The following is a 25811-nucleotide window of genomic DNA, read 5'->3' as shown; positions in this document are numbered from 1 at the left end:
TGGCATCGTGTGGAGCGCTCGGCGCCGGCGCGCCGGACCGGCTGTTCCGCACCGCTTGAGGAGTCATGGTGAATCGCGTGCACATGCCCCTGCCCCCGTTCGACCCGGCGGAAGGGACGGTGGTGCTCGGCCCGGAGAAGGCCGAGCCCGGCTACTGGACCGGGTCGCCGGGCGTGCTGCACGACGGTGAGCGGTACTGGCTCACCTACCGGCAGCGGCGTCCCCGGGGCGCCGAGGCCGAACGGGGCTGGCGGTGCGCCGTGGCCGTCGGCGACGACGGCGTCCACTTCACCGACGTCTGGTCGGTGCACAAGGACGAGCTGGGCACCCCGTCGATGGAGCGCTTCTGCCTCACCCCGGGCGACGACGGCGGGTTCCGGCTGTTCCTCTCCTATGTGGACCCGGCCGACAACCGGTGGCGCATCGACGCGCTGACGGCCGAGGACCCGTCGCGGTTCGACGTCGCCGCCCGCCGCCCGGTGCTGACCGCGGCGGCGACCGGCACCGAGGGCGTCAAGGACCCGTACGTCATGCGGGTGGGGCCGGTGACGTACCTGTTCGCCAGCTTCGCCGAGGCGCTGAGCGGGCTGGGCGCCGAGGCCCACGCGACCGCCGACATCTACAACGTCGGCGTCACCACGCACCCCACCGGCCTGGCCACCAGCCTGGACGGCGAGACCTTCACCTGGCACGGCACGGTCCTGCCGGTGGGGGCGGGCTGGAACCGCTACCAGGTGCGCCTGAACAGCGTCGTACGGACCGCAGGCGGATACGTCGGCTTCTACGATGGTTCCGCCTCACATGAGGAGAACTACGAGGAGCGGTGCGGGATCGCCGTCTCGGCCGACCTGTTCACCTGGCACCGGCTCTCGGACGAGGGCCCGTGGGTCACCGCGCCGCACGGCACCGGCTCGGTGCGGTACGTGGACGCGCTGGTCGTGGACGGCGAGTGGCGGATCTACTACGAGATGACGCGCGCGGACGGAGCGCACGAGCTGCGCCTGATCCGGCTCCCCGCGAGCTGACGGCGGCGGCTGACGACGGCGGGACGGCGGCGGGAACGGGGCGATGGAATGGCCGGGCGGGTCCGTCTGAGCCACCACCAGACCCGCCCTGATCCCCCGATCCGGTGGACCCGGGGATCACTGATCAACTCTACCCATCCCGCGGCGCGTCCGGAACGGCATCCACCAGTTCAGGTCGCCCAGGATTTCCATCACCGCCGGGACCAGCACCAGCCGGACCAGCGTCGCGTCCACCAGCACCGCGGCGGCCAGGCCGATGCCCATCGTCTTGAGCGCCCTGTCGTCGAAGGCGCCGAAGGCCGCGAAGACGCAGATCATGATGGCGGCTCCGGCGGTGATCACCCGGGCGGTCGCGGCGAGCCCCCGGGCCACCGCCGCGGCGTTGTCCCGCAGCCGCGAGTACTCCTCCTGGACCCGGGTGAGCAGGAACACCTCGTAGTCCATGGACAGGCCGAAGGCGATCACGAAGAGCATCATCGGCACCCAGGCGTCCACGGGACCGCCCTGCCCGAGCCCCAGCAGGCCGCCGAACAGGTTCCACTGGAACACCGCGACCACTACGCCGTACGTCGCGCCGATGGACAGCAGGTTCACCACGATCGCCTTGACCGGGAGCACGACGCTGCGCAGCACGGGCACCAGCACCGCGAACGACGCCAGCAGCACCGCCCCGACCAGCCACGGCAGCCGTCCGGCGGTGAACTCGGCGTAGTCGAGGCCCGCCGCGGTCATGCCGGTCACCAGGATCGGGGGCGGCAGCTCCGCGCGCAGCCGGTGCACCAGATCGGCGGTCGCCTCGTCCTGCTGACCCGTCGTGGGCACGGCGAGCAGCGTGTCCGGTCCCGCGGGCGTCACGGCGGCGACCCCGGGCGTGCGCGCCACCTGCGCGGCGACGTCCGCGGCACCGGGCCCGGCCAGCACCAGCGGCGATCCCGCGCCCGGCCCGAACCCCTCGGCGAGCAGGTCGTGGGCGCGCCTGGTGGTGTCGGACACCGGCCGGTTGCCCGCGTCGGACCAGCCCAGGCGCAGGTCCAGCGCGGGCACGCTCATGACCGCCAGGAGGCCGAGGGCGAGCGCCGCGGTCAGCCGCGGCCGGGCCTGCACCACCCGGCTCCACCGGAACGCGAGCGTGCCCGCCCCGCCGGGCTCCCGCGACCGGTACGGCAGGCCGAACCGGTCGATGCGCCGCCCGATCAGCGCGAGCAGCGCGGGCAGCAGCGTGAGCGCCGCGGCCATCACCATGAGCACGCCGGCCCCGGCCGCCAGCGCCATGCCGCCGCCCAGCTCCGGCCCGAGGAACAGGATGCCGGCCCCGGTGAGGATCACCGTGACGCCCGCGAACAGGACCGAGCGCCCCGCCGTCGCCATCGCCCGCTCGACGGCGTCCGGGACGTCCAGCCCGTCGCGCAGGCCGGTACGGAAGCGGGTCACGACGAGCAGCGCGTAGTCGATGCCGACCCCGAGGCCCAGCATGATCGTGAGGTAGACGGCGAAGTCCGCGGTGGGGACCAGGTGCCGCGCCAGGGTGAGCAGGGCGACGCCGCAGGCGACGCCCATGACGCCGGTGAACAGCGGCAGCGCCATGGCGATCAGCGAGCCGAAGGCCACCAGCAGGATCACCGCCGCCGCGAGCAGGCCCGCTCCCTCGACCGCGCCGCCGGGCGCGAAGTCGGCGAAGTCGTCCCCGGACAGCTCGGCGCGGATGCCGGCCGAGTCCCTGATCCGCTTCAGCTCCGCCGCGGCGTCCGCTCCGCTGATCCGAAGGGGAGCGGAGGAGATGTCGCCCTCCGGCGCCGTGGTGAAGGGGCCGACGGTGACGCCCGGCACCGCCCTCATCCGCGCCACCAGGGCGGACACCCGCGGGTCCTCCGGTGCGACGTCCGCCACCACCAGGGAGCCGTCCGGCTCGGTGTAGCGGTCGCCGAGCAGCTCGGCGGCCCGCCCGCTCTCCGTCGCCGGCAGCGAGAACTCCGCGGTGACCGGGCCGGGGGCCGCGACGGCGGCGGCGATCAGCGCCGCCGTCCCGGCCAGCCACAGCAGGATGACCGTCCAGCGGCGGCGCGCGCACAATCGCGCCAGTCGTGACATCGGGTGCTCCTTCCATCGGTGCGGCATTCGCCCGATGACGGTAGGAGCGCACTCGTACGCGGGTCGTCCACCCGCCGCGGTCCCCCGGCTACGCCGTCGGCGGTAGTCAGATCCAGCCCGGCCGCACCAGCCCGGTCTCGTAACCGATGATCACGAGCTGGGCCCTGTCGTGCGCGGCGAGCTTGGCCATGATCCGGTTGACGTGCGTCTTGACCGTGGCGGGGCTCATGTGCAGCCGCTCGGCGATCCGGGCGTTGCTCAGCCCCTCGGCGACCAGGGCGAGCACCTCGCGCTCGCGCGCGGTCAGCGGGGCGAGCCGGGCGACGGGCGGCTCGCGGCCCGGACGCGCGGCGAACTCGGCGATCAGCCTGCGGGTGACGCCCGGCGACAGCAGCGCGTCGCCGCGCGCGGCCACCCGCACGGCGTGGCGCAGCTCCTGGGGCTCGGCGTCCTTGACCACGAACCCGCTGGCGCCGGCGCGCAGGGCCGCGTAGACGTACTCGTCCAGGTCGAAGGTGGTGACCACGACCACCTTGGCGCGATGGGAGCCGGTGATGCGGCGGGTGGCCTCGATGCCGTCCAGCTCGGGCATGCGGATGTCCATCATCACCACGTCGGGGCCCAGCTCGCCGGTCAGGCGCACCGCCTCGGCGCCGGTGGCCGCCTCGCCCACCACGCCGATGTCGCTCTCGCCGTCGAGCAGCGCGCGCAGCCCGGCGCGTACCATCGGCTGGTCGTCGGCGATGAGCACCCTGATCACCGGGCCGCCTCCAGCGGCAGCCGGGCCGCCACCCGGAAGCCGCCGCCGGGCGCGTCGCCGACGCGCAGGCTGCCGCCGAGCGCGGCCACCCGCTCGGCCATCCCCCGCAGCCCGAACCCGCCGGCCGGCTCCGCGCAGCCCCGGCCGTCATCGGTGACCTCCACCGCCAGCGCGTCGCCGTCGAGACGCACGGTGACGGACGCCGCCTTCGCCCCGGCGTGCCGCACCGTGTTGGTCAGCGCCTCCTGCACGACCCGGTACGCGGCCAGTTCCACGGCGGGCGGAAGCGGGCGCGCCGGAGCGGGCATCGTGACCGTGACCGCGACCCCGGCCTCGGTGACGGCCGCGGCCAGCTCGCCGATCCGGTCCAGGCCCGGGAGCGGCCCCCGCGCGGCGCCGGGGTGCAGCACGCCCAGCACCGCCTTCATCTCCGCCAGCGCCTCCCTGCTCGCCGAGCGGATGACCGACAGCGCCTCTCGCGCCCGGGGCGGGCCGCCCTCGCGGTCGATGGCCTCCGCCGCGACGGCGGCCTGCAACGCGATCAGCGACACGGTGTGCGAGGTCACGTCGTGCAGTTCGCGGCTGATCCGCAGCCGCTCCTCCTGTGCCCGGCGCAGCGCCTCCTCCTCCCGGCTCCGCTCGGCCTCCTCGGCGCGGCGCTCGACCTCGGCGGTGTAGGCGCGGCGGACCCGGGACGCCTCGCCGGCCTGGGCGACCAGGATCACGATCAGTGCCCAGACCAGCCCGGCCACCACGTTGTCCAGGCTGTTCTCACGCAGCACGCCGATCCCCGGGACCGCCACCGCGACGGCGGCGCCGGCCCATCCCAGGCGGCGCCTTCCGCGCGCGACGACCGCGAAGATCGCGACCAGCGCGGGCGCGGGCCAGAAGGAGTAGGCGTGGCCGCGCGCGAAGTAGGCGGCCGCCGCGGCGACCGCGATCACCATGGCGGCCTCGGGGCGGCGGCGCAGGAACGCCACGGAGAGCGACGCCGCGGCGAGCAGGCACCACCCGAGCCAGTCGAGCGGGCGGGCGTCGGGCTGGTTCGCGTGGGCGGCGACCGAGCTCCAGCCCACGACCACTCCGGCCCCCGCGGCCATCGCCACGTCGGCCCCCCACGATCTCACCCCCGTACGCTAACCGCCCCGCCGCCCCGCCCGCATCCGCCGGTCGCGGTATCCGGCTACGCCGCGCGCGGTAGCGCAATCGCGGGTCGCCATTGGTGCGGCTGTGGCCTGGCCGCCCTCTGGGCAAAATGTCGCCCGTTGTGCACGTTGGGGCGTTTTCGCAGGTCTTGGCTAGGAAATGCTGGAAATCGAGGGCCCTGCAACGGGGTGGCCGGCCACGTAGCAGCCCGTACGCCTGCATTCCGCACGGACCGATTCTGTGCCGGTAGTCAGGTTGCCGGGATCGCCGCTTCGCGTAATCGCCACTGGCCGCCGAGCGGGAGTGCGGAATGCGGGCGTACGGATCAGGCTTCTGGCCGACAGTCACGGATGGGGGTCCAGCGCATGAGAATGACGGTGACACTCGCGGTCTCGATGGCGCCCCTGGCGGTGCTCACACCGCCGGCGCTCCCGCCGCCGTCCGCCTCGGGCGCGCAGGCGGGGGCGGTCGCCCTGCCCGCCTGCCCGCTGGTGTTCGGGCACGGCGGCTATCCCACGACCGACGACGCCCGGGACAAGGACCGGGTGCGCCAGCCCAACAACCCGAGCGCGGTGAACGACCAGAAGACCTGGGGCGCCCAGGGGGTGGAGGGCGACGTCCAGTTGACCAAACGCGGGCGCCAGGCGGTGATGTGGCACAACCCGACCACCGCCGGCCTGACCGGCGACACGCGGAGGATCACGGCCACCCGGTGGACGGCCGGGACCGGCAGCCTGCGGGATCGCCGCATCGCGCGCGGGCCGTACCGGGGCGAGCGGGTCTACTCGCTGCGGGAGTGGCTGGACCACGTGAAGTCCCGGGGGCTGATCGCCCTGCTGGAGATCAAGCCCAGGTCGCGAAGCGTCCTGGCCGACCCGGCGCTCGGGGCCAGGGCCTGGCGGGAGATCTCGGACCCGATCCGCGACCGCCAGGACGAACAGCGGATCATGGTCTACTCACAGGACCCCTGGATCCAGCGCGAGCTGGCCGCGCGCCATCCGGCGCTGCTGCGCGGCTCCGCCGCCCGCTGGACCGACAGCGTGGCCTGGGACGAGCCCGTGCCCCCCTGGACCGGCAACACCCGCCGGTGGCAGGCCGTGCTCGCCCAGGCGCCCAAGAGCGTCATGACGAACTACACCAAGGAGTACCGCGCCTGGCTGGCGGGCAGGTGCAGATAGCGCGAACGGCGACGCCGGTGGCCGGAGCCCCGTCGCACGGGCTCCGATCACCGGCGTCGCCGCCGTGATCGTCAGGACGTCGCGGAGGTCTCCATCGCTGCCGTCTCCCGCGCGACGGCGGCCCGCGCGGCGGGCCGGCGCAGTACGGCGAGCGCCACCACGAAGGCCGCGAGGAGCAGTCCGGCGGAGATGGCGAACGCCAGCCGGTACCCGCCCGTCAGCGCCGCCGCCTGGCCGGCCCCCGCCGCCAGCAGTTCGCCGGTGCGCGATGCGGCGATCGTGGACAGCACGGCGACGCCGATGGCCATGCCGACCTGCTGGGTGGTGTTGAACAGCCCCGAGGCCAGCCCGGCGTCGCTCTCCCGGGCGCCGGACATGCCCAGGGTGGCCAGCGCCGGCAGCACCAGCCCGCCGCCCGAGATCAGCAGCATCGGGGGCAGCAGGTGGGTGACGTAGCCGGCGTCCACCGTGACCCGGGTGAGCAGCAGCATCGCCGCGACGAGCAGCAGCAGGCCGGCCATCAGGACGGCGCGGGCGCCGAAGCGGGCGCTGAGCCGGGCCGAGACGAACAGCGAGATCGAGCCGATGCCCACCGCGGCCGGGAGCATCGCCAGGCCGGTCTCCAGGGCGCCGTAGCCCAGGACCCGCTGCATGTAGAGCGCGACCAGGACCTGGAAGGCGAACATCCCCGACACGGTGAGCATCTGGGCGAGGTTGGCGCCGACCGTGTTCCGCGAGCGCAGGACGCGCAGCGGCATGAGCGGGGCGCGGGCCGTGGCCTGCCGTGCCACGAACGCGCCGAGGAGGGCCAGCGACACCGCGCCCAGGCCGAGGGTGTGGGCGGCGAGCCAGCCGTACTCCTCGACCTTGACGACCGTGTAGATGCCCAGCATCAGGCCGCCGGTCACCAGCACGGCCCCGGCGACGTCGGCGCCGGCCGCCAGGCCGATGCCCCGGTCGGCGGGCAGCGCCGGGATGGCGAGCGCGATGGTGGCCAGCCCGATCGGCACGTTGATGAAGAAGATCCACGGCCAGCTCAGGGCGTCGGTGAGCACCCCGCCCAGAACCTGGCCGATCGAGGCGCCGGCGGCCCCGGTGAAGCTGAAGATCGCGATGGCCCTGCCGCGTTCGCCGGAGTCGGTGAACAGGGTCACCAGGATGCCCAGGACCACGGCGGAGGCCAGGGCGCTGCCCACGCCTTGCAGGAACCGGGCGGCGATCAGCAGGCCGGGGCCGGTGGCCGCGCCCGCCAGCACGGAGGCGGCGGTGAAGATCGCGTTTCCGGCCAGGAACATGGTCCGGCGCCCGATCAGGTCGCCCAGCCTGCCCGCCAGGAGCAGCAGGCCGCCGAAGGGGATCAGATAGGCGTTGACGATCCAGCTCAGCTCGGCCGGCGAGAAGCCCAGGTCCTTCTGGATGGCGGGCATCGCGACCGTCACGATGCTGCCGTCCAGGATCGTCATCAGTCCGGTCGCGGACAGCACGCCCAGCGCGGTCCAGCGCGAGTTGCGCACGTACGACATGGTCTCTCCCGTCTCAGGTCGACAAGAGAGACCGTAGCAGATAGTTCCGTAATAGACGATCCCTGACGGACCTACTTTGCGCGCTCCCGAGCCCGCCGCGCCTGCCGGGGGGCCTCGGCGGGGGTGGCGAGATGCCCGGCGACCAGCCGGTTCAGGGCGCGCACCAGGACCTCCCGCTCGTCGCCGGGCAGCGCGTTCAGCGCCGCCCGGTGCACGCCGTCCACGATCTCCTGGCTGCGCTTGGCGATCTCCGCACCCGCCGGCGTCACCGCGATGATCCGCGCCCGCCGGTCGGTGCTGGACGGGCGGCGCTCGGCGTACCCCGCCTTCTCCAGGGCGTCCACGGTCACCACCATCGTGGTCTTGTCCATGTCGCCCAGCTCGGCGAGCTGGATCTGGGTGCGCTCCTCCTCCAGCGCGTGGACCAGCACGCAGTGCATGCGCGGCGTCAGCCCGATCTCGGCCAGCGCCGCGGCCATCTGCGTGCGCAGCACGTGGCTGGTGTGATCGAGCAGGAACGACAGGTCGGTTTCGGTACGCGCGGGAGCCATGGCCGTCATACCGCCAGCCTACCCAAGTCGTTCCGGGGCGGATTATCCGCGAAAGGACGATCAGCCCCGGTCCGCGCGAGCCCTGCGATCCGCCCGGCTATCGGAGCTCCAGCTCCGAGAACGCGCGGAACGTGCGGGCGGGGCGGCCGGTGACACGCTCGACGGTGTCGGTGACGCGGTCCTCCGAGCCGGCGCCGATGCCGGTGTCGAGCCCGGCGAGCAGCGCCGCGTAGTCGGGGGCCATCCCCTGTTCGGTGAAGTGCCGGGCCAGTTCGTCCTCGGTGACCGCCCGGTGGCGGACCGTCCTGCCGGTCCGCCGCGTGATGATCGCGGCGACGTCGGCGTAGCTCAGCGCCTCGGGGCCGGTGAGGATGTGCTCGGTGTTGTGCGGCTCGGCCTCGATCAGCGCGTGGCCGGCGACGGCGGCGATGTCGCCCGCGTCCACGAAGGCGACCCGGCCCTTCCCCGTCGCGGACAGGATCTCGCCGTCGCGCGCCCTCAGCCCGAAGGAGGCGCTGGTGAAGTTCTGCATGAACCACGACGGCCGCAGCACCGCCCACTCGGGCACGGCGGTGCGGACGAGGCGGTGCAGCGCGCCGAGCCCCGGCGCGCCTTCCGGCACCGCGGACGAGCTGAGCAGCACCACGCGCCGGACGCCCTGGCGCACGGCCTCCTCCAGGAACGGCTCGACCAGCGGGACGGGATCGGCGACCGCGACGGGGGCGATGAGGTAGACGGCCGAGACCCCGCGCAACGCGGGCGCGTGGGTGCCGGGGTCGGACCAGTCGAACCGCACCTGCCCGGCGTGGCGCGGCGTGCGCGTCGCCGGTCTGGCCGGTACGCCGTGCTCCCGCAGGAAGGCGGTCAGCCTCGACCCGGTCGTGCCGGTCGCGCCGATGACGAGGACCTCAGTCACGGGCACCTCCCGCGAAGGCGCCGGTCAGTTCCTCCAGGCCGCCCATCGCCGCGGCGGCGTCCAGCGGGTTCCAGTAGTCGCGGTAGTTCTGGATGCGGCCGTCGCGCACGGTGATGACGGCGACATAGCGCATCCGGTAGGGCTCGCCGGTGCGGACCACGAAGCCGGCGGCCTCGAACTCGGCGATCACCACCTCGGGATCGGCGGTCCGGTGCACGACCCGCTGGGGGAACTCCCGGATGTCCAGGATGTCGGGGTAGTCGCGCAGGTACTCCTCGATCGCGGCACGGCCCTCGACGCGCGGCGGATAGCCGGGCGGCGCGAACGGGAACTCGATCACCCCCGTCTCGGCCCACAGCCCGGCGAATGCCCGCATGTCCTTGGCCAGCAGGAGCTCCAAGGCGTGATCGACCAGCTCGGATGCGTTCATCGGCACTCCTTTACGAATGGACGATACGGTATCGTCCCATCCACAAGGTACACAGGACGGGCCCGTATCGTCCAATCGCTACACTCGTCGCATGGCACGCCGCACACCCACCGGCGCAGCAGTGCTGCAGCCCTCGGTCACCAACGCCATCACCGAGGCCGTTCTCGACGAGCTGGCCGAGCAGGGCTATGCGCGGCTGTCGATGGAGGCCGTCGCCAAGCGGGCGGGGGTGGGCAAGAGCGCGCTGTACCGGCGCTGGCCGTCCAAGCAGGAGATGGCGATCTCGGTGATCTCCGAGTTCAGCCTGGCGCAGATCGAGGTCCCCGACACCGGCTCACTGCGCGGCGACCTGCGCGCGACGCTCGACACGGTGATGCGGTGGCTGACCCACCCCCGGTTCTCCCGGATCATGGCCGACATGGTGGCCGAGGTGGCCCGCAGCCCGGAGCTGGGCGAGGTCGTCGAGACCATGGTCGGCACGCCGAAGCGCGAACGCGGCATGGTGATGCTGCGGCGGGCGATCGAGCGCGGCGAGCTGCCGCCGGACACCGATCTGGAGCTCGCCCTCGACCTGATCGCCGCGCCGGTCTACTGGCGGCTCGTCGTCCGGGCGGCGGAGGCGGGGCCGGGCTATCTCGACAGGCTCACCGACATGCTCTGCCACGCGATCGGCGGGGGCGCCGCCCCCTGATCGCCGGCGCCCGCCCCGCCGCGCCGGGGATCAGCCCTGCGGGGGCGGGGCGACCGTGCCCTCCAGCGAGTGGGAGCACGGCAGCAGGATCTGGCGCTCGTAGTCGCCGCCCGGGTCGGTGACCAGGGCGGTCAGCAGGCGTACGGCCCGGCGGCCCATGGCGTTGCGCGGTATGCGCAGCGCCGCCCACGGCCCGTGGCCGGCCTCGCTGCCGGGGTCGTCCACGAGCAGCACCACCGACAGGTCCCCGGGGACACGCAGGCCGCGCAGCCTGATCATGGCCGTGAGCACGCGGAGCAGGCCGACCGACTCCACCAGCACGGCGGTGGCGCCCAGCCGCACGGTCTCGTCGAGCCACTGGGCGGTGAGGTCCTCCGGCCGCTCGAAGGCCGGCACGGGCACCGGCAGGCCGAACCTGGCCAGCGCGGCGCTGAACCCCTCCCAGCGGTCCACCTGCGGTTCGTCGCGCTCGCGTTCGCCGAGGTAGGCGAACTCGCGGTGGCCCATCGCCACCAGCTCGTCCACGATGTGCCCGGTGGCGGTGCGGTAGTCGCCGCCGACGTAGCAGATCTCGGTGCCCGGCACCTCGCGATGGCCGATGTAGACGAACGGGTGACCGTCTCGGGCCAGGCGGGCCAGGTCGTCGCGGTGGGCGTGGTGGCCGAGCAGCAGGCTGCCGTTGGCCTGGCGCAGCCCGTTCACCGAGCCCCGGTAGATGCGGCGCACGCCGTCCTCGCTGGGCGCGGCGGTGAACAGCACCAGGTTGCACCCCTCGATGCCGGCCTGCTCCTCGATGCCCTGCAGGAACTCGAAGTAGTAGTCGCGCGCGCTGGTCGGGAAGATCGGCTCGAAGGTGTGCACGCCGAGCAGCAGCGGCGCCTGCCTCCCGCCTGTCGCGGCCCGCTGCTGGCCGGCCGGGGCGTACTTGAGCTGCCTGGCCGCGCGCAGCACCCTGCGCTGGGTCTCGGCCGAGATCCTGCCAAGGTCGCCCGAGCCGGTGAGCACCATGGACACCGTCGACTGGGAGACACCCGCCTCGCGCGCGATGTCCGCCTGGCTCGGGCCACTTCGTGATCTCGCCACGTCATCCTCTCCGTCAGCTCAGGACCGCGCCGGCGCGTAGGAGCTCCCGCCGCAGCACACCGTAGTCGATCTCCTGCACCAGGACCTTCTCATCGATCGCCCGTCCGGCCGCCAGACCGGCGGCGTGGCCGAGCATCATGAACACCGGCTCCATCCGCACCGAGGCGAACGCCACGTGCGAGGCGGACACGGCCGAGGCCACGATGATGTTCCCGCACTCCCCCGCGCGCGGCACGATTGCACGGTACGGCACCCCGAACGGCCGCGCGAGCGGACGCTGCACGTTCCCCTCGTTGACCGGCCGCCCGTCCACCACGACCCGCTTGGCGTTGTGCGAGTCCATCACGTACGACGCCATCGCCACCGGATCGGGCACCCGCGTGCGGCCCTCGGCGTCGTGCTGGGTGACGACGTAGCCGGCGACCATCCGGCGCGCCTCGCGCACGTAGAGCTGGGGCGGCCAGTGCGAGGTGGCCGCGAACTCGCCCGGCGCCAGCCCGTACGCCCGCGTCGCCTCCCGCACCTCGGCCGGCAGCCCCGGGTCGGTGGCCAGGAAGTACAGCAGCCCGGCCTGGTAGCGGACGTGGTCCTGGAAGATCTCCTCGCGGCGCTCGTAGCCCGCCTCCGGCCACTCGTGGCTCGCGCCGATGTGGTCGGAGGAGAACGCGCCGTGGTTGTTCATGTCGTACACGTCGCCGCGCACCGGGGTGGTGCGGCCGTACAGCTCGTAGCCGCCCGCCTCGACATAGCGCCGCAGCAGCTCGTAGCGGGCCGGGTCGTACCCCTCCGGCCGGGGGTACGGCACCCGGCGGGGGGAGGTGGTGACGTGCAGCCGGAAGTTGTACGCCTGCACCAGCCGGTCGCCCTGGCCGATCTCGCCGTGCGGGCCGGGCGAGATGCCGGGCAGCAGGCCGCTGCCGGGCCGGCCCGGCACCACGTACGGATCGACGGGCAGCACGAACTGGTGGTTCTCGCTCGGCTGCACCCCGGCGAAGGACTCGCCGTACGCGCCGGAGGGCTCCCGGCCGACCGTGTAGGTGACGCCGGCCGCGGCCATCAGGTCGCCCTCGTAGGAGGCGTCGATGTAGACCGCGGCCCGGTAGCGGCTGCCGTCGTCGGTGCGCAGCTCGGTGATCCGGCCCGCCTCCATGGTCACGCCGCTCAGGTGGCGCCGGCGGCGCACCGCGACCCCGGCCTCGGCCAGCCAGTCCTCGTAGATCTCCGCGGCGACGTGCGACTCGACGGTCCAGTGCGGGCCGGGCTCGCGGTAGGCGCGGGCCACCCGCCGGTAGAAGGCGGCGGCCAGGCCGCCCACGCAGGCGGCGCTGCCCAGGTCGGTCTCGCCGAGCCCGCCGGCGGTCATCCCGCCCACGTGGTCGCCGAAGGCGAGCAGCGCGACGGACCGCCCGTCGCGGGCCGCGGCGACGGCGGCGGTCACCCCGCCGGAGGTGGCGCCGTGGACGACGACATCGACGTCGAGCGTCTCGGGCGGGCCCTCGGACGGGAGGTGGTAACGGACTCCTGGCAGCGCGGGGGAAGTCATGATTACGGGTTCTAACATCAGCAGGCGCTGGTTGTCCAGCAGAGATATTTGCAGCTCAATTAGCGCCGAACACTCTATTGACATGGAAGCTTAGCCCGTGTGTAACGTGTCTGGAACCTGAATCCGAGCCATGAGAGCTGATAAATTAGCAATGAAAATCATGAAGGCGGACCTGGTCGTGGCCGGTGGCGGCCTGGGCGGGGTGGCCGCGGCCCTCACCGCCGCGCGGCTCGGTCACCACGTGGTGCTGACCGAGGAGACCGACTGGCTCGGCGGGCAGCTCACCGCGCAGGCGGTGCCCTCCGACGAACACCCCTGGATCGAGACCGAGCACATCTCGCCCGGCTACCGCGAGCTGCGCACCCGCATCCGCGACTACTACCGGCGCAACTACCCCCTGCTCCCCGAGGCGGCCGCGCGGCCGGGCCTCAACCCCGGCCTGGGCAACGTGAGCAAGCTGTGCGTGGAGCCGCGCGTCGCGGTGGCGGTGCTGGACGAGATGCTGATGCCCTACATCTCGGCCGGGCGCGTCACCGTGCTGCGCGAGCACGTGCCCGTGGCCGCCGCCACCGAGGGCGACCGGATCACCGAGGTCGTGGTGGAGAGCACCCGCACCGGCGAGCGCACCACGCTGACCGCGCCGCTGATCGTGGACGCCACCGAGCTGGGCGACCTGCTGGAGCTGGCCGGCGTGGAGCACGTCATCGGCGCCGAGTCCCAGGCCGAGACCGGCGAGCCGTACGCCGCCCCGGTGGCCGACCCGCGCGACCAGCAGGCGATCACGTGGTGCTTCCCGCTGGAGTACCGGCCCGGCGAGGAGCACGTGATCGACCGGCCCGCGTCCTACGACCACTGGAAGACCCACGTCGATCCGTTCTGGCCCGGCCCCCAGCTCTCCTGGGAGAAGATCGACATCCACACGATGAAGGGCCGCACCAACCGGATCTTCGAAGGCGACATGGACGCGGTGGGCCTGCCCGACCTGTGGCACTTCCGCCGCATCCGCGCCCGCACCCAGTTCGACCCGGCCCTGATCTCCACCGACATCACGCTGGTCAACTGGCCCAACATCGACTACTGGGAGGCCCCGCTGCTCGGCGAGGGCGCCGACCGGGAGCTCGCGCTGCGCCGGTGCAAGGAGCTGTCGCTGTCCTACCTGCACTGGATGCAGACCGAGGCCCCCAGGCACGACGGCGGCCACGGCTACCCCGGCCTGAGGCTGCGCCCGGACCTCACCGGCACCGGCGACGGCCTGGCCAAGACGGCCTACATCAGGGAGTCGCGGCGCATCCGGGCCAGGTTCACCGTCCTGGAGCAGCACATCGCCGTCGTGGACCGGCCCGAGGGCGCCGGCGCCGAGCGCTTCGCCGACTCGGTGGGCGTCGGCCACTACAACATCGACCTGCACCCCAGCACGGCCGGGGTCAACTATGTCAACCTGGAGGTCTACCCCTTCCAGATCCCGCTGGGCGCGCTGATCCCGGTGCGGATGCGCAACCTGCTGCCGGCCAACAAGAACATCGGCACCACCCACATCACCAACGGCGCCTACCGGCTGCATCCGGTCGAATGGAGCATCGGCGAGGCCGTCGGCGCGCTGGCCGCGCTGTGCCTGGCCGGCCGGACCGAGCCCCACGCGGTCGCCGACTCCGCCGAGCTGACCGCCGACCTGCAGCGCCTGCTCACCGGCACCCTCGGCGTCCCCGTCGCCTGGCCGGAGGACATCGCCGTGACGCGGCCGTCGCAGGCGCGCAAGGGCCCGACGCCGGTCTACGCCCTGCCCGAGCGGCGAGTGTGAGGACACCAAGGAACGGCGAGTGTGAGGACACCATGGAACACGGAACCGGAGCCGGGCCCGACGTCGTCGTGTACGGCGCCACGCTCGCCGGGATCATGGCGGCCACGCGGCTGCGGCTGCGCGGGCTGCGCACGCTGATCCTGGAGCCCACCGGGCACGTGGGCGGCATCGTGGCGGGCGGCCTGGTCAAGACCGACACCCCCAACACCCCCGAGGCCCTGGCCGGGCTGACCCAGAGCCGGTTCTTCGCCGCCATCGGCGCGGAGTACGGCACCCCCGCCTGGCAGTACCGCTTCGAGCCCAAGGTCGCCGCCCGGGTCGCGGCCCGGCTGCTGGACGAGGCCGGCGCCGAGGTGCGGCTGAACACCCGCGTCCACGGCCCGGCCGACGTGGAGGTGCGCGGGCGGCGGATCGTGTCGGTCCTGGGCAACCGGGCCCGGTTCTTCATCGACGCCTCCTACGAGGGCGACCTGATGGCCGCCGCCGGCGTCCCGTACGCCGTGGGCCGCGAGTCCCGCGCGACCTACGACGAGCCGTACGCCGGCTACCTGCCCTCCAGGGCGCTGCGCCGCGACGGCTTCCTGCCCAACACCGGCTACCCGGTGCGGGCCAAGCCCGACCTGCCCGAGGGCGAGGGCGATGACAAGACGCAGGCGTACAACTTCCGCGGGGTGCTGTCCAAGGGACCGGACCGGCTGCCGTTCCCCCGGCCCGACGGCTACGACCCCGCGCTCTACCGCCACCTCGGCCGGCTGCTGGAGCGGCGCGGGATCGGCGGGCTGTCGCAGATCGTGACCCACACCGCCCTGCTGCCCAACGGCAAGTACCAGACCAACCAGGCCCTGTTCATCGGCTTCGACCTGCCCGGCGCGTCCTGGGACTACCCCGACGGCACCTGGCGGCGGCGCGAGGAGGTCATCGCCGAGCACGTGCGCTGGCACCAGGGCATGCTGTACTGGCTGGCCAACGACCCCTCGCTGCCGGAGTCCTTCCGCGCCGACGCGCGCGGGTTCGGCCTGCCGCCCGACGAGTTCACCGACAGCCCTCACGGCCCCGGCTTCCCGCACGCGCTCTACATCCGCGAGGGCCGGCGCATGATCGGCCAGCGCGTGCTCACCCAGCACGACCTGCTGCGGCCCGGCAACACCAAGACCACCCCGGTGTGCTGCTGGCAGTACGGCATCGACTGCCACATCGTGCAGCTCTACCCGGAGGGCGAGGACGTCATCGCCGGGGAGGGCGCGCCCAGCGGCACCGAGTTCAACGCCCCCGCCGACCTCTACCAGATCCCCGCCGAGTGCCTGTTCCCGGCGCGCGGCGGCGTGGAGAACATCTGCGTGCCGGTCTGCTTCTCCGCCAGCCACGTCGGCTACCTGTCGGCGCGCATGGAGCCCTGCTTCGGCATGCTCGGCGAGGCGGCCGGCGAGCTGGCCGCCCAGTCGATCCGCACCGGGGCGGCCGTACAGGACCACCGGTACGCCGACCTGGCCGCCGCCCTGGAGGAACACGGCAGCGTCCTCGCCCTGCCCCAGCTCACAGTGACGACATGATCCCGATCCCGGACCCCGCCTTCCAGCCCGGCCCGCTCGACGCGGCGGCCGGTCTGCGGCCCCACCGCGTGGAGCTGCCCTTCGACCTCGCCGGCGGCGAGCACGAGTGGTGGACGCTCCGCCTGGCGTTCACCGCCGGGCACGGCCCCTGCCCGGACCTGGAGCTCGGCCTCGACGGCGCGCACCGCGGCCTGTTCCACCCCGTGGTGCGCCGCGAGGACCGCGCCGAGGTCTACCGGCACGGTCCGATCGCGGGCGAGGTCGTCCTCGACGTGGCCCTGCCCGGCGCCTGGCTGCGCCCCGGCCCGCACGTGCTGTCGATCACCACCACGATCGACCGCGAGGCCGCCACCGGCCCGGTCACGCTGCCCGAGCAGCCGCGGCGGCACCGGGAGCAGTACGGCCACCACTTCGGCAGCGGCATCACCTGGCGCTCGATCACGCTGACCCCCGGCCCGGCGCCCGTCCAGGAGGTCGCGCTCACGGCCACCCCGCTGTACCTGGAGCGCCGGGGCCGCCTGGAGGAGCTGCTCGAACTCACCGTCACCACGCCCGCGGGCGCTCCCCTGCCCGAGCACGCCGAGGTCCGCCTGGCCGGCCGCGTCCACCGGGTCGCCCTGCCGGGGCGGGGGCGGGACTTCGGCCAGGTGCGGGCCCGGTTCCCGGTGCCGGAGTTCCCGGCCGGGACGCGCGCGGAGGTCGTGCTCGGCGGCGCGGAGCCGCGGGCGTACACGCTGGACCCGGCGCGCAAGTGGACGCTGCACCTCATCCCGCACGTGCACCTCGACGTGGGCTACACCGACGCGCAGGGCAAGGTGCTGGAGCTGCACAGCCGCAACCTGGACCGCGCCCTGGACGCGCTGGACCGCGACCCGGGTTTCGCCTTCTCCGTGGACGGCTCGCTCATCGTGGCCCAGTACCTCGCGACCCGCTCCAAGGAGCGGGCGGCGCGGGTGCTGGAGGCGCTGCGGTCGGGGCGGCTGTCGGTCAACGCCTTCCACAGCCTGTTCCTGTCGGGCGTGGCCTCGCTGGAGGAGATCTACCGGGCCGCCTACCTGGCCGCGGAGCTGCGCGACCGGCACGGCGTGCCCGTCGCCTACGCCAACCTCACCGACGTCCCCTCCTACAGCGCCGCGATCCCGTCCATCCTGGGCGCGCTGGGCGTCGAGGGCTTCGTCGGCATCCAGAACCACCACCGCGGCGCCAACGCCGACAGCGACCTGCAGCACCTGCTCAGCCCGGTCATGTGGGAGGGCGTGGACGGCACCCGGGTGCTCACCCACTTCTCCGACACCTACTCCCAGCTCCGCTTCATGGCCGGCGACCCGCAGAGCGTCGAGGGCGGCGCGCACGCGCTGTGCCGGCTGCTGGCCCGCTACGAGCGCCCCGGCTACCTGCCGCACGACCTGGCGATCATCGGCACGCACGCCGACAACGAGGACCTGGCCGACGGCGACGCCGGGTTCGCCGCCCGGTGGAACGCGGCCTACGCCTTCCCCACAATCCGGGTGTCCACCATGGCGGCCTACCTGGACGCGGTCCGGCCGCTGGCCGGGCGGCTTCCGGTGTGGCGCGGCGACGGCGGCAGCTACTGGGAGGACGGCGTCGGCACCGGCGCGGTCATCGTCGCCGAGCACCGGCGCGCCCAGACGGCCCTGCCCGCAGCGGAGGGCCTGGCCGCGCTCGTCGCGCACGCCGACCCGGCGTACCGGCCCAACCGGGCGGCGCTCGACGCCGCCTGGGAGGGGGCGCTGTTCGGCGCCGAGCACACCTGGACCTGGTCCCACGCGCTCGCCCACCCGCACGGCGCGCAGGTGGAGGACCAGCTCGACTGGAAGCGGCACCAGGTGCACACGGCGTACCGGACGGCGCTGGACGAGGGGCGCCGGGCGTTGAGCCAGCTCGGCGAACTGGTCGCGACGCGGGGGCCGACGCTGCTGGTGCACAACCCGCTGCCCTGGGCCCGCGACATCGAGGCCGAGGTCGAGGCGCCGCCCGGCACGGCGTACCCGCTGGAGTCGGAGGTGCTGTCGGAGTGCGCGGGGCTGCGCCGCCTGCGGCTCACCGTGCGCGACGTGCCGGGCTTCGGCTACCGCGCCGTCCCGATCGGCGACGGCCGCACCCTCGCCCCGGGCGAGGAGGGCGGCACGACCCGCGCGGGAACCGGGTCCGGCGCGGCCGGGGAATGGCGGCCGGTGCCGGAGCGGCTGACGACCGAGCGGTGGGAGGTGACGCTCGACCCCGGCACCGGGGCCGTGCTCGGCCTGCGGCACCGCCCGACCGGCCGCGACCTGATCAACGGGCGGCTCGGCGAGGTGCTGTACGTGCGCAACGGCCCCGCGTTCCCGGCCGTTCCGGAACGCGGCGGGTCCCACACGCACCCCGCGCACCCGCACACCACGATCGCCGGCCGGCTGCCCGGCGCCGAGCGGCCCGAACTGGACGTCTTCCCGGCCGCGACCACGGCGGTCGGGCTGCGCCGCACCTACGACGGGTGGCGGCTGCGGACCACGGGCAGCGCGCCCAGCCTGCCGTACGTCGAGACCGACGTGCTGCTGCGCGACGGCTCCGACCGCGTCGATGTGGTGGTGCGGCTGGAGAAGGAGCGCGAGCTGGCCCGCGAGGCGGTGTACGTCGCCTTCCCGTTCGCCGCCGACCGGCCCCGCTTCCGCTACGACCGGCAGCAGGGCTGGATCGACCCGGCCGCCGACCACGCGCCCGGCGCCTGCCAGGAGTGGTTCACCACCCAGTACGGCGTGGTGGTCGAGCCGGGCACGGGCGCAGACGCAGGCGGGGGCGCGATCGCGTGGACCTCGGCCGACGCGCCGCTGTTCACGGCCGGCGACATCGTGCGCGGCGCCTGGCCCGAGCGGTTCGAGCCGGCCTCCGGCGCGATCTTCTCCTGGGTCATGAACAACTACTGGCCCACCAACACGCCGCCGGAGCAGGACGGCTCGCTCACCCTCAGGTACGCCTTCGCGCCGCTGCCCGCCTTCGACCCGGTGGCGGCGGGGCGGCTGGGCCGGGAGGTCAGGGCGGCGGCGATGGTCTCGGAGGTGACGCGGCTGGACAAGTTCGACACCGGTCCCCGGCCGCTGGACGCCGGCGCCGCCTCCCTGCTGGACCTCGGCCTGCCGGAGTGGGCGCACGCGACGGTGGCCGAGCCGCGGGACCGGAAGGGGCTGCTCGTCCGGGTGCAGGACCTGGGCGGGCTCGGGGGAGAGATACGGCCGCGCCATCCGGGCCGTGTCGTGCTGTGCCGGGCCGACGAGAGCGAGGTCCGCGAGGTCGCGGACGCCGTGCGCGTCGGGCCCTGGCAGGTGATCACTCTCAAGCTGGGCCCCCGAGAGCACCCGGGAGCCGTACCAGAAAGGCAAGGCCATGACTGACGCGCGATTCAGCAGGCGCAGGTTCCTCACGATCGGCGGGAGCGCCGCCCTGCTGGCCGCCGCGGGCGGCCTGACGGCCGCGTGCGGCGGCGGGGGCTCCGCGACGGGCGCGCGCAGCGCCACGGCGAAGGTCACCTACCCGTCCTACATCCCCACCACGCTCGTCAAGCCGGACCTGCCCGCCACTCCGGACGGCGTGCTCGCCGGGTTCTACCGCTTCCCGGACAACCCGGTCACCGCCTTCGACACCAAGCCGGGCGAGGGCCTGGGCGAGATCAGCGTGCTGACCAACATGTTCAACCCCGTGCCCCCGGGCGTGAACTCCAACGCGTACTGGCAGCAGCTCAACGACCGGCTCGGCGCCACGCTGGACATCACCATGGTCCCCGAGGCCGACTACCTGGCCAAGCTGTCCACGGTGATCGCCAGCGGCGACCTGCCCGACATCATGCTGCTCTCGGCCAGGCTGGCCAACCGGGCCGACATCCTCACCCGGCTGTGCGCCGACCTCAGCGGCCTGCTGTCCGGCGACGCCGTCAAGGCGTACCCGTTCCTGGCCAACATACCGACCGACTCCTGGGCCACCACCGGCTACGGCGGCGGCATCTACGCGATCCCGATCCCGCGCGCGATCGTCGGCACGATCATGTTCTCCCGCGACGACCTGATCGAGGAGCGCGGGCTGTCCAAGGAGCTGTCGAGCTACGACGACTTCCTCGCGCTGGCCAAGGGCCTGACCGACGCGTCCAAGAACCGCTGGGCCTTCGGCAACCCCAAGGGCGTGATCGCCTTCGTCGGCAGCATGCTGGACGTGCCCAACAAGTGGCGGGTCGAGGGCGGCAAGTTCGTCTCGGAGCTGGAGGTCGAGGGCCGCAAGGAGGCCGTCGCCAGGGTGGCCGAGATGGTCAAGGCGGGCCTGTTCCACCCCGACTCCGCGGGCGGCAAGCTCAACCTGCGCGACCTGTTCGGCAACGGCACCATCGCGCTCACCCCCGACGGCTACGCGGCCTGGGACATCCTGGCCGACACCTACAGGGTGGACGTGGGCGGCCTCGTCGCCCCCGGCGGCAAGCACCGCGGCGGCACCCCCGCATTCGCCATCACCGCCTTCAAGAAGGCGGACGAGGACCGCGTACGCCGGCTGCTGAAGGTGTGCGACTGGCTGGCCGCGCCGCTCGGCACCAGCGAGTACATGTTCCGCAAGTTCGGCGCCGAGGGCGTGCACTACACCTGGAAGGACGGCAGGCCCGAGCCGACCGCGCTGGGCAAGGCCGAGGTGAAGCTGCCGCTGGAGTACATCGCCGACGCGCCGCACGTGCTCGGCCCGCGGGCCAAGGAGCGGGTGGACGCCCAGCGCGCCTTCCAGGAGCGCGTGGTGCCCACCGTGGTGCGCGACCCCTCGGCCGCGCTGTACTCCGACACCGCGGTGAACAAGAACGGCGTCCTGACCAAGATCATCGACACCGCGGAGCTGGACATCGTCTCCGGGCGCAAGCCGATCTCCGCCTGGGACACCGCCGTGGCCGAGTGGCGCCGCCAGGGCGGCGACCAGATCCGCCGCGACTACGAGACCGCGCTGGCCAAGGGCAACTGAACCGATGGCCCTCGACCTCCGCCCTCCCCCCGTGCGCACCGCGCCGCCCACCGCACCACGGGCCAGGACCTCACGCTGGCGCAGGGACCGGTTCCTGCTGCTGCTCAGCCTGCCCGGCCTGCTGGTCATCGTGCTGTTCCACTACGTGCCGATGCTCGGCAACGTCATCGCCTTCAAGGACTACCGGCCCTACCTGACCATCTGGGAGGCCCCGTGGGTGGGGCTGGAGAACTTCCGGGTGCTGTTCGACGGCGACCCGGCCTTCCTCAACGCGCTCACCAACACGCTGGTCATCTCCCTGGTCCAGATCGTGTTCGTCTTCCCGGTGCCGATCGCGCTGGCGCTGCTGCTGAACTCGCTGGCCGGCGAGCGGGTCAAGCGGGTGGTGCAGTCGGTGCTGTACCTGCCGCACTTCATGTCCTGGGTGGTCGTGGTCGCGATCTTCCAGCACATGCTGGGCAACGCCGGGCTGCTGAACAACTTCCTGCGCTCGCACGACCTGGCCACCGTGCCGCTGCTCGGCAACCCCGACCTGTTCCTCGCGCTGATCACCTCCCAGGTGATCTGGAAGGACGCCGGCTGGGGCACCATCATCTTCCTGGCCGCGCTGTCCCGCGTGGACGCCCAGCTCTACGAGGCGAGCGCGATCGACGGCGCGTCCAAGACCCGCCAGCTCTGGCACGTGACGCTGCCGTCGATCCGGGGCGTGATCGTGCTGATGCTGATCCTCAAGCTCGGCGACGTGCTCACCGTCGGATTCGAGCAGATCATCCTGCAGCAGAAGATGGTCGGCACCGAGGTGTCGGAAGTGCTGGACACCTACGTGTACTCGCACGGCGTGGTGGACGGCAACTGGGGCGTGGCCGCCGCGGTCGGCCTGGTCAAGGGCCTGGTCGGCATGGTCCTGGTGTTCGGCGCGAACAAGGTCGCCCACCTGCTCGGTGAGAAGGGGCTGTACTCGAAATGATCGTGCGGAGCCTCAAGGGCGTGGTGCTCGCCGCGTGCTGCGCGGTGGTGATCCTGCCGTTCCTCGCGGTGATCTCCACCAGCCTGGCCGACCAGCAGCAGGTCACCGCCGCGGGCGGCTACGTGCTGTGGCCGTCGCGGCCCAACCTGGACGCCTACCGGGCCATCCTGGCCGGCGGCGTGGTCACCCGGGCCCTGCTGGTGTCGGTCGGGATCACCGTGGTCGGCACGCTGCTGTCGCTGGTGTGCATCACGCTGCTGGCCTACTCGCTGAGCCGGCCGGGCTCGCTGCTGCACCGGCCGATCCTGCTGACCGTGCTGTTCACGCTGCTCTTCGCGCCCGGCATGATCCCGATGTACCTCACGATCAAGCAGCTCGGGCTGCTGGACTCGTACTGGTCGCTGATCCTGCCGGGGCTGGCCAGCGGGTTCCAGATCATCATCATGCGGGCGTTCTTCCAGGAGATACCCCGCGAGCTGATCGACGCGGCCCGCATCGACGGCGCGGGCGAGCTGCGGGTGCTGCTGCGGATCGTGCTGCCGCTGTCCAGGGCCGTGATCGCGGTCGTCGGGCTGTTCAACGCCGTGGCGTACTGGAACGCGTTCTTCAACGCCATGCTCTACATCAACGACACCGAGAAGTGGCCGCTGCAGCTCGTGCTGCGCACGTACGTGGTGGACAACAGCTCACTCGGCGTGGACGCGGCCGACCTCGCGGGCGGGTTCATGCCGCCCGCCCAGTCGATGCAGATGGCGATCCTGGTGCTCAGCCTGGTCCCCATCGCACTCGTCTACCCGTTCCTTCAAAAGCACTTTGCCAAGGGCATCCTCATCGGCGCGGTGAAAGGGTGAAAGGTTGCACATGAGCACCAACGAAGATCGCAGGCGGGCGCTGTCGGTGTTAGGCGTGACCGGGGCGGCGGCGCTGGCCCTGGGGGCGCGTCCGGCGCAGGCCGCGACCGCCAAGCGCGACGCCACCGAGATCAAGAGCGTGACCGAGCTGCGCACGACCCCGGGCGGGGCCGACGGCGACCAGGTGGACCTGCTCGGCTACCACGCCGACGGGCCCGGACGCGGCGGCGGCCCGCTGTACTGGGACGCCGACGCCACCGAGCCCGACGACGGCGGCACGGTCTTCGCCGTCACCGGGCGGGCCACCGGCCGGTGGAAGCGCCCCGCCTCCTCCCGGCTGGACCTGACCTGGTTCGGGTGGCGGGGCACGGGCGCCGACGACGACTCCGACCGGCTGCAGAAGGCCGTGGACGCCCTCCCGGCCGGCGGGACGATCCAGATCGGCCCCGGCAAGGTGCGCATCACCAAGACGATCAAGGTCACCCGGGCGCCGATCGTGTTCGAGGGCGCGGGGCACTCCGACAACGCCGAGATGGGCACCCAGATCGTGCTGGAGACCGGCACCGCCGACGGGTTCGTGCTGACCGGCGTACGCGGCGGCGGGTTCCGCGACCTGCAGATGCGCGGGGTGAACCTCAAGGGCGGCGCCATGATCCGCACCGAGCGCGCCGGCCCGGAGACGGCCGACATCAACTACATGGTCGCCTTCACCAACCTCCGCTTCCGCGACGGCTACAACGGGATCATCCTGCGCGGCTGCAACACCATCAGGTTCGCGAACTGCGTCTGGAACACCTTCACCGGCCAGCAGGTCATCCTGCTCAACGGCGTCGGCGACGACAACCGCGCCGACCCGGTCGAGTTCGTGCAGTGCGGCATCGCGGCGGGCAGCGGCAACAAGGTCACCGACAACATCGTCATCGACGGCCTGGGCGGGTCGATCAAGTTCTTCGCCACCGCCGTGCTGTTCGGCAGGCACGGGTTGTGGCTGCGCAACACCACCGGGGCGGCCTACCCCAAGTTCGTCTACTTCGAGGGCGGCGGCTTCGAGAACGGGTACGGCGTGCCGGTGCTGCTGGAGGCGGGCGCCCAGGTCACCTTCGCCAACACCTACGTCTCCAGCGACAGCGAGGACGACAACGTCAGGATCGGCGAGAAGTTCACCGGCACCGCCGCGTTCTCCGGCTGCGTGATCCGCGGCACCGGGCGCAACGGCATCGACATCGCCTCCACCCGCGTCACCGTGACCGGGTGCCTGATCGGCAACAACGGCAGGACCGCGCACGCGTCCTTCGCCCGCAAGATCTCCGGCATAGCCGCGAACGGCTCGGGCGGGGTGCGCGTCACCACCACCGCCGCCCACGGCTGGGAGAGCGGCGACCGGATCACCCTGTCCGGCGTCGGCGGGGCCACCGGGCTGAACGCCAAGTGGACGATCGACGTGGTCGGCGAGACGGCCTTCGACCTGCGCGGCGCCAAGCTGGACAACGCCTACACCGGCGGCGGGGAGGCGTACCGGCACGGGGCCGGGATCAACATCAGGTCCACCGCCTCCCGCGTCGTGATCTCCGGCAACGCCATCGGCGGCCTGGCCGACGGCGTCAACCGGCAGGACTACGGCATCGTCAGCGAGGCCGCCGACGTCCTGGTCACCGGCAACGACCTGAGCGGCAACACCGAGGGCGCCTACCGCGTCACCGGCGCGCAGAGCCGGCTGACCCGCTTCACCGGAAACAAGGGCGTGGAGCAGATCGACGGCTGGCTCACCGCCCGCCTCGGCGGCGCCGTGGCCGACGGCCTGCACGACCTGTCCAACCTGCTGTACGCCGACGGGCAGCGCCTGCGCGTCGTCAAGGTCACCCGGCGGCTGGGCGCGGGCACCTGCGACGTCCGGCTCGACGCCGACGGCCAGAGCGCCGGCGGCACGGCCCTGCCCGCCACCACCTCCCTGCAGACCACCACCCTGGCCTCGTCCTTCACCGTGGACGGCGTCTCGGCCGCCAGACGCCTCCAGCTCCGCGTGCTCAACAGCGCCGGGGCCAACGGCCTGGAGGTCCAGTTCGGCTACCAGATCATCGCCTGACCGCCCGCCCTCCGGGCCCGGGAACCCGCCCTCCGCTCCCGGGCCCGGAGGGGCCGCGGCGGCGAGAGCCGCAGGCGACGGGTCCCGATGGCCGTCGCACTCGCGCCCGGCCTCCCGGCGAGCGGACGTGCCCGATGCACGGCCGCTCTGTCAGGCCCGCACCGCGCCTTCAGTACAGGACGCCGAAGAGGGATGTGGCGCCACTTCACCGCCGAGCGGAGCGTGGGATCGTCGCGCGCCGTGAACGGGGCCGGCCGTGCCGGCGCCGCCGGGCGACGACGGCCGTCACGCGTGGGCGAAGGTGATCACGATGTACCGGCCGTTTGCGTAGCTGACCACGGGCCGCTGGAGCATGTCGCCCGCCCTGCGAGCGACGCTCTGGAACAGCTCCACCATCTCCGGGGTGTCCGCGCTCACCCGGAACCGCCCGTTCGCGGTGAGCTCCTGGGCGACCAACCGGGCGAAGTTCGCCTCGGCCCGGACCCGCTCCTCCGTACTGAGAGGGGTGCGCCGCGGCTCGGGCAGGCTGCCGACAGGGTGGGACATCGCTGAACTCCTCATGATCGCCGTCTCTCCAGCATGCCACCCGCGCCGCCCTCTGAGCGCCACCGACCGGCGTCGCTCACCGGTAGTGCATGGGCGGCG

General features: G+C 73.1%; 20 protein-coding genes. 10 read left to right on the top strand and 10 right to left on the bottom strand.

Annotated features, from left to right (window positions below):
- Window positions 1-65 precede the first annotated feature (65 nt).
- Complete coding sequence (locus tag HNP84_RS16195) at window positions 66-1025, top strand: glycoside hydrolase family protein (RefSeq protein ID WP_185050536.1); 960 nt, start codon at window positions 66-68, stop codon at window positions 1023-1025.
- A 117-nt stretch (window positions 1026-1142) separates the two neighbouring features.
- On the opposite strand, the gene HNP84_RS16190 is transcribed toward HNP84_RS16195, so the two are convergent.
- The 3 genes from HNP84_RS16190 to HNP84_RS16180 form a co-directional block, all read right to left on the bottom strand.
- Window positions 1143-3113 (bottom strand): MMPL family transporter, encoded by a 1971-nt coding sequence (locus HNP84_RS16190; protein ID WP_185050535.1) that lies wholly within the window; start codon window positions 3111-3113, stop codon window positions 1143-1145.
- Window positions 3114-3219: 106 nt separating this feature from the next.
- Complete coding sequence (locus tag HNP84_RS16185; RefSeq protein WP_185050534.1) at window positions 3220-3873, bottom strand: response regulator; 654 nt, start codon at window positions 3871-3873, stop codon at window positions 3220-3222.
- Complete coding sequence (locus HNP84_RS16180; RefSeq protein ID WP_185050533.1) at window positions 3870-5000, bottom strand: sensor histidine kinase; 1131 nt, start codon at window positions 4998-5000, stop codon at window positions 3870-3872. The genes HNP84_RS16185 and HNP84_RS16180 overlap by 4 nt, the downstream gene beginning before the upstream one ends.
- 390 nt (window positions 5001-5390) lie before the next feature.
- Here HNP84_RS16180 and HNP84_RS16175 point away from each other — a divergent pair, with 390 nt between their 5' ends.
- Window positions 5391-6197: a glycerophosphodiester phosphodiesterase gene (locus HNP84_RS16175; RefSeq protein WP_185050532.1), complete on the top strand. Its 807-nt coding sequence runs from the start codon at window positions 5391-5393 to the stop codon at window positions 6195-6197.
- A gap of 71 nt (window positions 6198-6268) precedes the next feature.
- On the opposite strand, the gene HNP84_RS16170 is transcribed toward HNP84_RS16175, so the two are convergent.
- The 4 genes from HNP84_RS16170 to HNP84_RS16155 form a co-directional block, all read right to left on the bottom strand.
- Window positions 6269-7720: an MFS transporter gene (locus tag HNP84_RS16170; RefSeq protein WP_185050531.1), complete on the bottom strand. Its 1452-nt coding sequence runs from the start codon at window positions 7718-7720 to the stop codon at window positions 6269-6271.
- A gap of 71 nt (window positions 7721-7791) precedes the next feature.
- Window positions 7792-8280, bottom strand: a complete 489-nt coding sequence (locus HNP84_RS16165) for a MarR family winged helix-turn-helix transcriptional regulator (RefSeq protein ID WP_185050530.1) — start codon at window positions 8278-8280, stop codon at window positions 7792-7794.
- 88 nt (window positions 8281-8368) lie between these two features.
- Window positions 8369-9187, bottom strand: a complete 819-nt coding sequence (locus tag HNP84_RS16160; protein WP_185050529.1) for an NmrA family NAD(P)-binding protein — start codon at window positions 9185-9187, stop codon at window positions 8369-8371.
- Complete coding sequence (locus HNP84_RS16155; RefSeq protein WP_185050528.1) at window positions 9180-9617, bottom strand: nuclear transport factor 2 family protein; 438 nt, start codon at window positions 9615-9617, stop codon at window positions 9180-9182. The genes HNP84_RS16160 and HNP84_RS16155 overlap by 8 nt, the downstream gene beginning before the upstream one ends.
- A gap of 91 nt (window positions 9618-9708) precedes the next feature.
- On the opposite strand from HNP84_RS16155, the gene HNP84_RS16150 reads away from it, so the two are divergent.
- Entirely contained in the window at window positions 9709-10308 is a 600-nt protein-coding gene (locus HNP84_RS16150) for a TetR/AcrR family transcriptional regulator (RefSeq protein ID WP_185050527.1), read from the top strand.
- 30 nt (window positions 10309-10338) lie between these two features.
- Here the strand turns inward: HNP84_RS16150 and HNP84_RS16145 are convergent, their stop codons facing one another.
- Entirely contained in the window at window positions 10339-11391 is a 1053-nt protein-coding gene (locus HNP84_RS16145) for a LacI family DNA-binding transcriptional regulator (RefSeq protein ID WP_185050526.1), read from the bottom strand.
- 13 nt (window positions 11392-11404) lie between these two features.
- The gene (locus HNP84_RS16140) at window positions 11405-12934 is read right to left on the bottom strand and encodes an FAD-dependent oxidoreductase (RefSeq protein ID WP_185050525.1); all 1530 of its coding nucleotides are present in this window, start codon (window positions 12932-12934) and stop codon (window positions 11405-11407) included.
- A gap of 151 nt (window positions 12935-13085) precedes the next feature.
- Here HNP84_RS16140 and HNP84_RS16135 point away from each other — a divergent pair, with 151 nt between their 5' ends.
- Genes HNP84_RS16135 through HNP84_RS16105 form a run of 7 tightly spaced genes read left to right on the top strand, consistent with a single transcriptional unit; the run spans window position 13086 to window position 25166 of the window.
- On the top strand, window positions 13086-14732 hold the full coding sequence (locus HNP84_RS16135) for an FAD-dependent oxidoreductase (protein ID WP_185050524.1): 1647 nt from the start codon (window positions 13086-13088) through the stop codon (window positions 14730-14732).
- Window positions 14733-14764: 32 nt separating this feature from the next.
- Window positions 14765-16282, top strand: coding sequence for an FAD-dependent oxidoreductase (locus tag HNP84_RS16130; protein ID WP_185050523.1), 1518 nt, complete (start codon window positions 14765-14767; stop codon window positions 16280-16282).
- Window positions 16279-19671 carry a glycoside hydrolase family 38 N-terminal domain-containing protein gene (locus tag HNP84_RS16125; RefSeq protein ID WP_185050522.1) on the top strand — a complete coding sequence of 1131 codons (3393 nt, stop codon included), beginning with the start codon at window positions 16279-16281 and terminating at the stop codon, window positions 19669-19671. The genes HNP84_RS16130 and HNP84_RS16125 overlap by 4 nt, the downstream gene beginning before the upstream one ends.
- Window positions 19664-21265 carry an extracellular solute-binding protein gene (locus HNP84_RS16120; protein WP_185050521.1) on the top strand — a complete coding sequence of 534 codons (1602 nt, stop codon included), beginning with the start codon at window positions 19664-19666 and terminating at the stop codon, window positions 21263-21265. Before HNP84_RS16125 ends, HNP84_RS16120 begins: the two co-directional genes overlap by 8 nt.
- Window positions 21266-21269: 4 nt before the next feature.
- Window positions 21270-22232, top strand: coding sequence for an ABC transporter permease (locus HNP84_RS16115; protein WP_185050520.1), 963 nt, complete (start codon window positions 21270-21272; stop codon window positions 22230-22232).
- Window positions 22229-23083, top strand: coding sequence for a carbohydrate ABC transporter permease (locus tag HNP84_RS16110; protein ID WP_185050519.1), 855 nt, complete (start codon window positions 22229-22231; stop codon window positions 23081-23083). Before HNP84_RS16115 ends, HNP84_RS16110 begins: the two co-directional genes overlap by 4 nt.
- Before the next feature lie 10 nt (window positions 23084-23093).
- Window positions 23094-25166 (top strand): putative phage tail protein, encoded by a 2073-nt coding sequence (locus tag HNP84_RS16105; protein WP_185050518.1) that lies wholly within the window; start codon window positions 23094-23096, stop codon window positions 25164-25166.
- Between the two features lie 285 nt (window positions 25167-25451).
- On the opposite strand, the gene HNP84_RS16100 is transcribed toward HNP84_RS16105, so the two are convergent.
- Entirely contained in the window at window positions 25452-25712 is a 261-nt protein-coding gene (locus HNP84_RS16100) for a hypothetical protein (RefSeq protein ID WP_185050517.1), read from the bottom strand.
- Between the last annotated feature and the right edge of the window lie 99 nt (window positions 25713-25811).

Origin of the sequence: Thermocatellispora tengchongensis, from assembly GCF_014202315.1 — a bacterium.
GTDB lineage: Bacteria > Actinomycetota > Actinomycetes > Streptosporangiales > Streptosporangiaceae > Thermocatellispora > Thermocatellispora tengchongensis.
The sequence above is the reverse complement of the archived record's forward strand: the minus strand, read 5'-3'. Positions and strand labels throughout refer to the sequence as shown.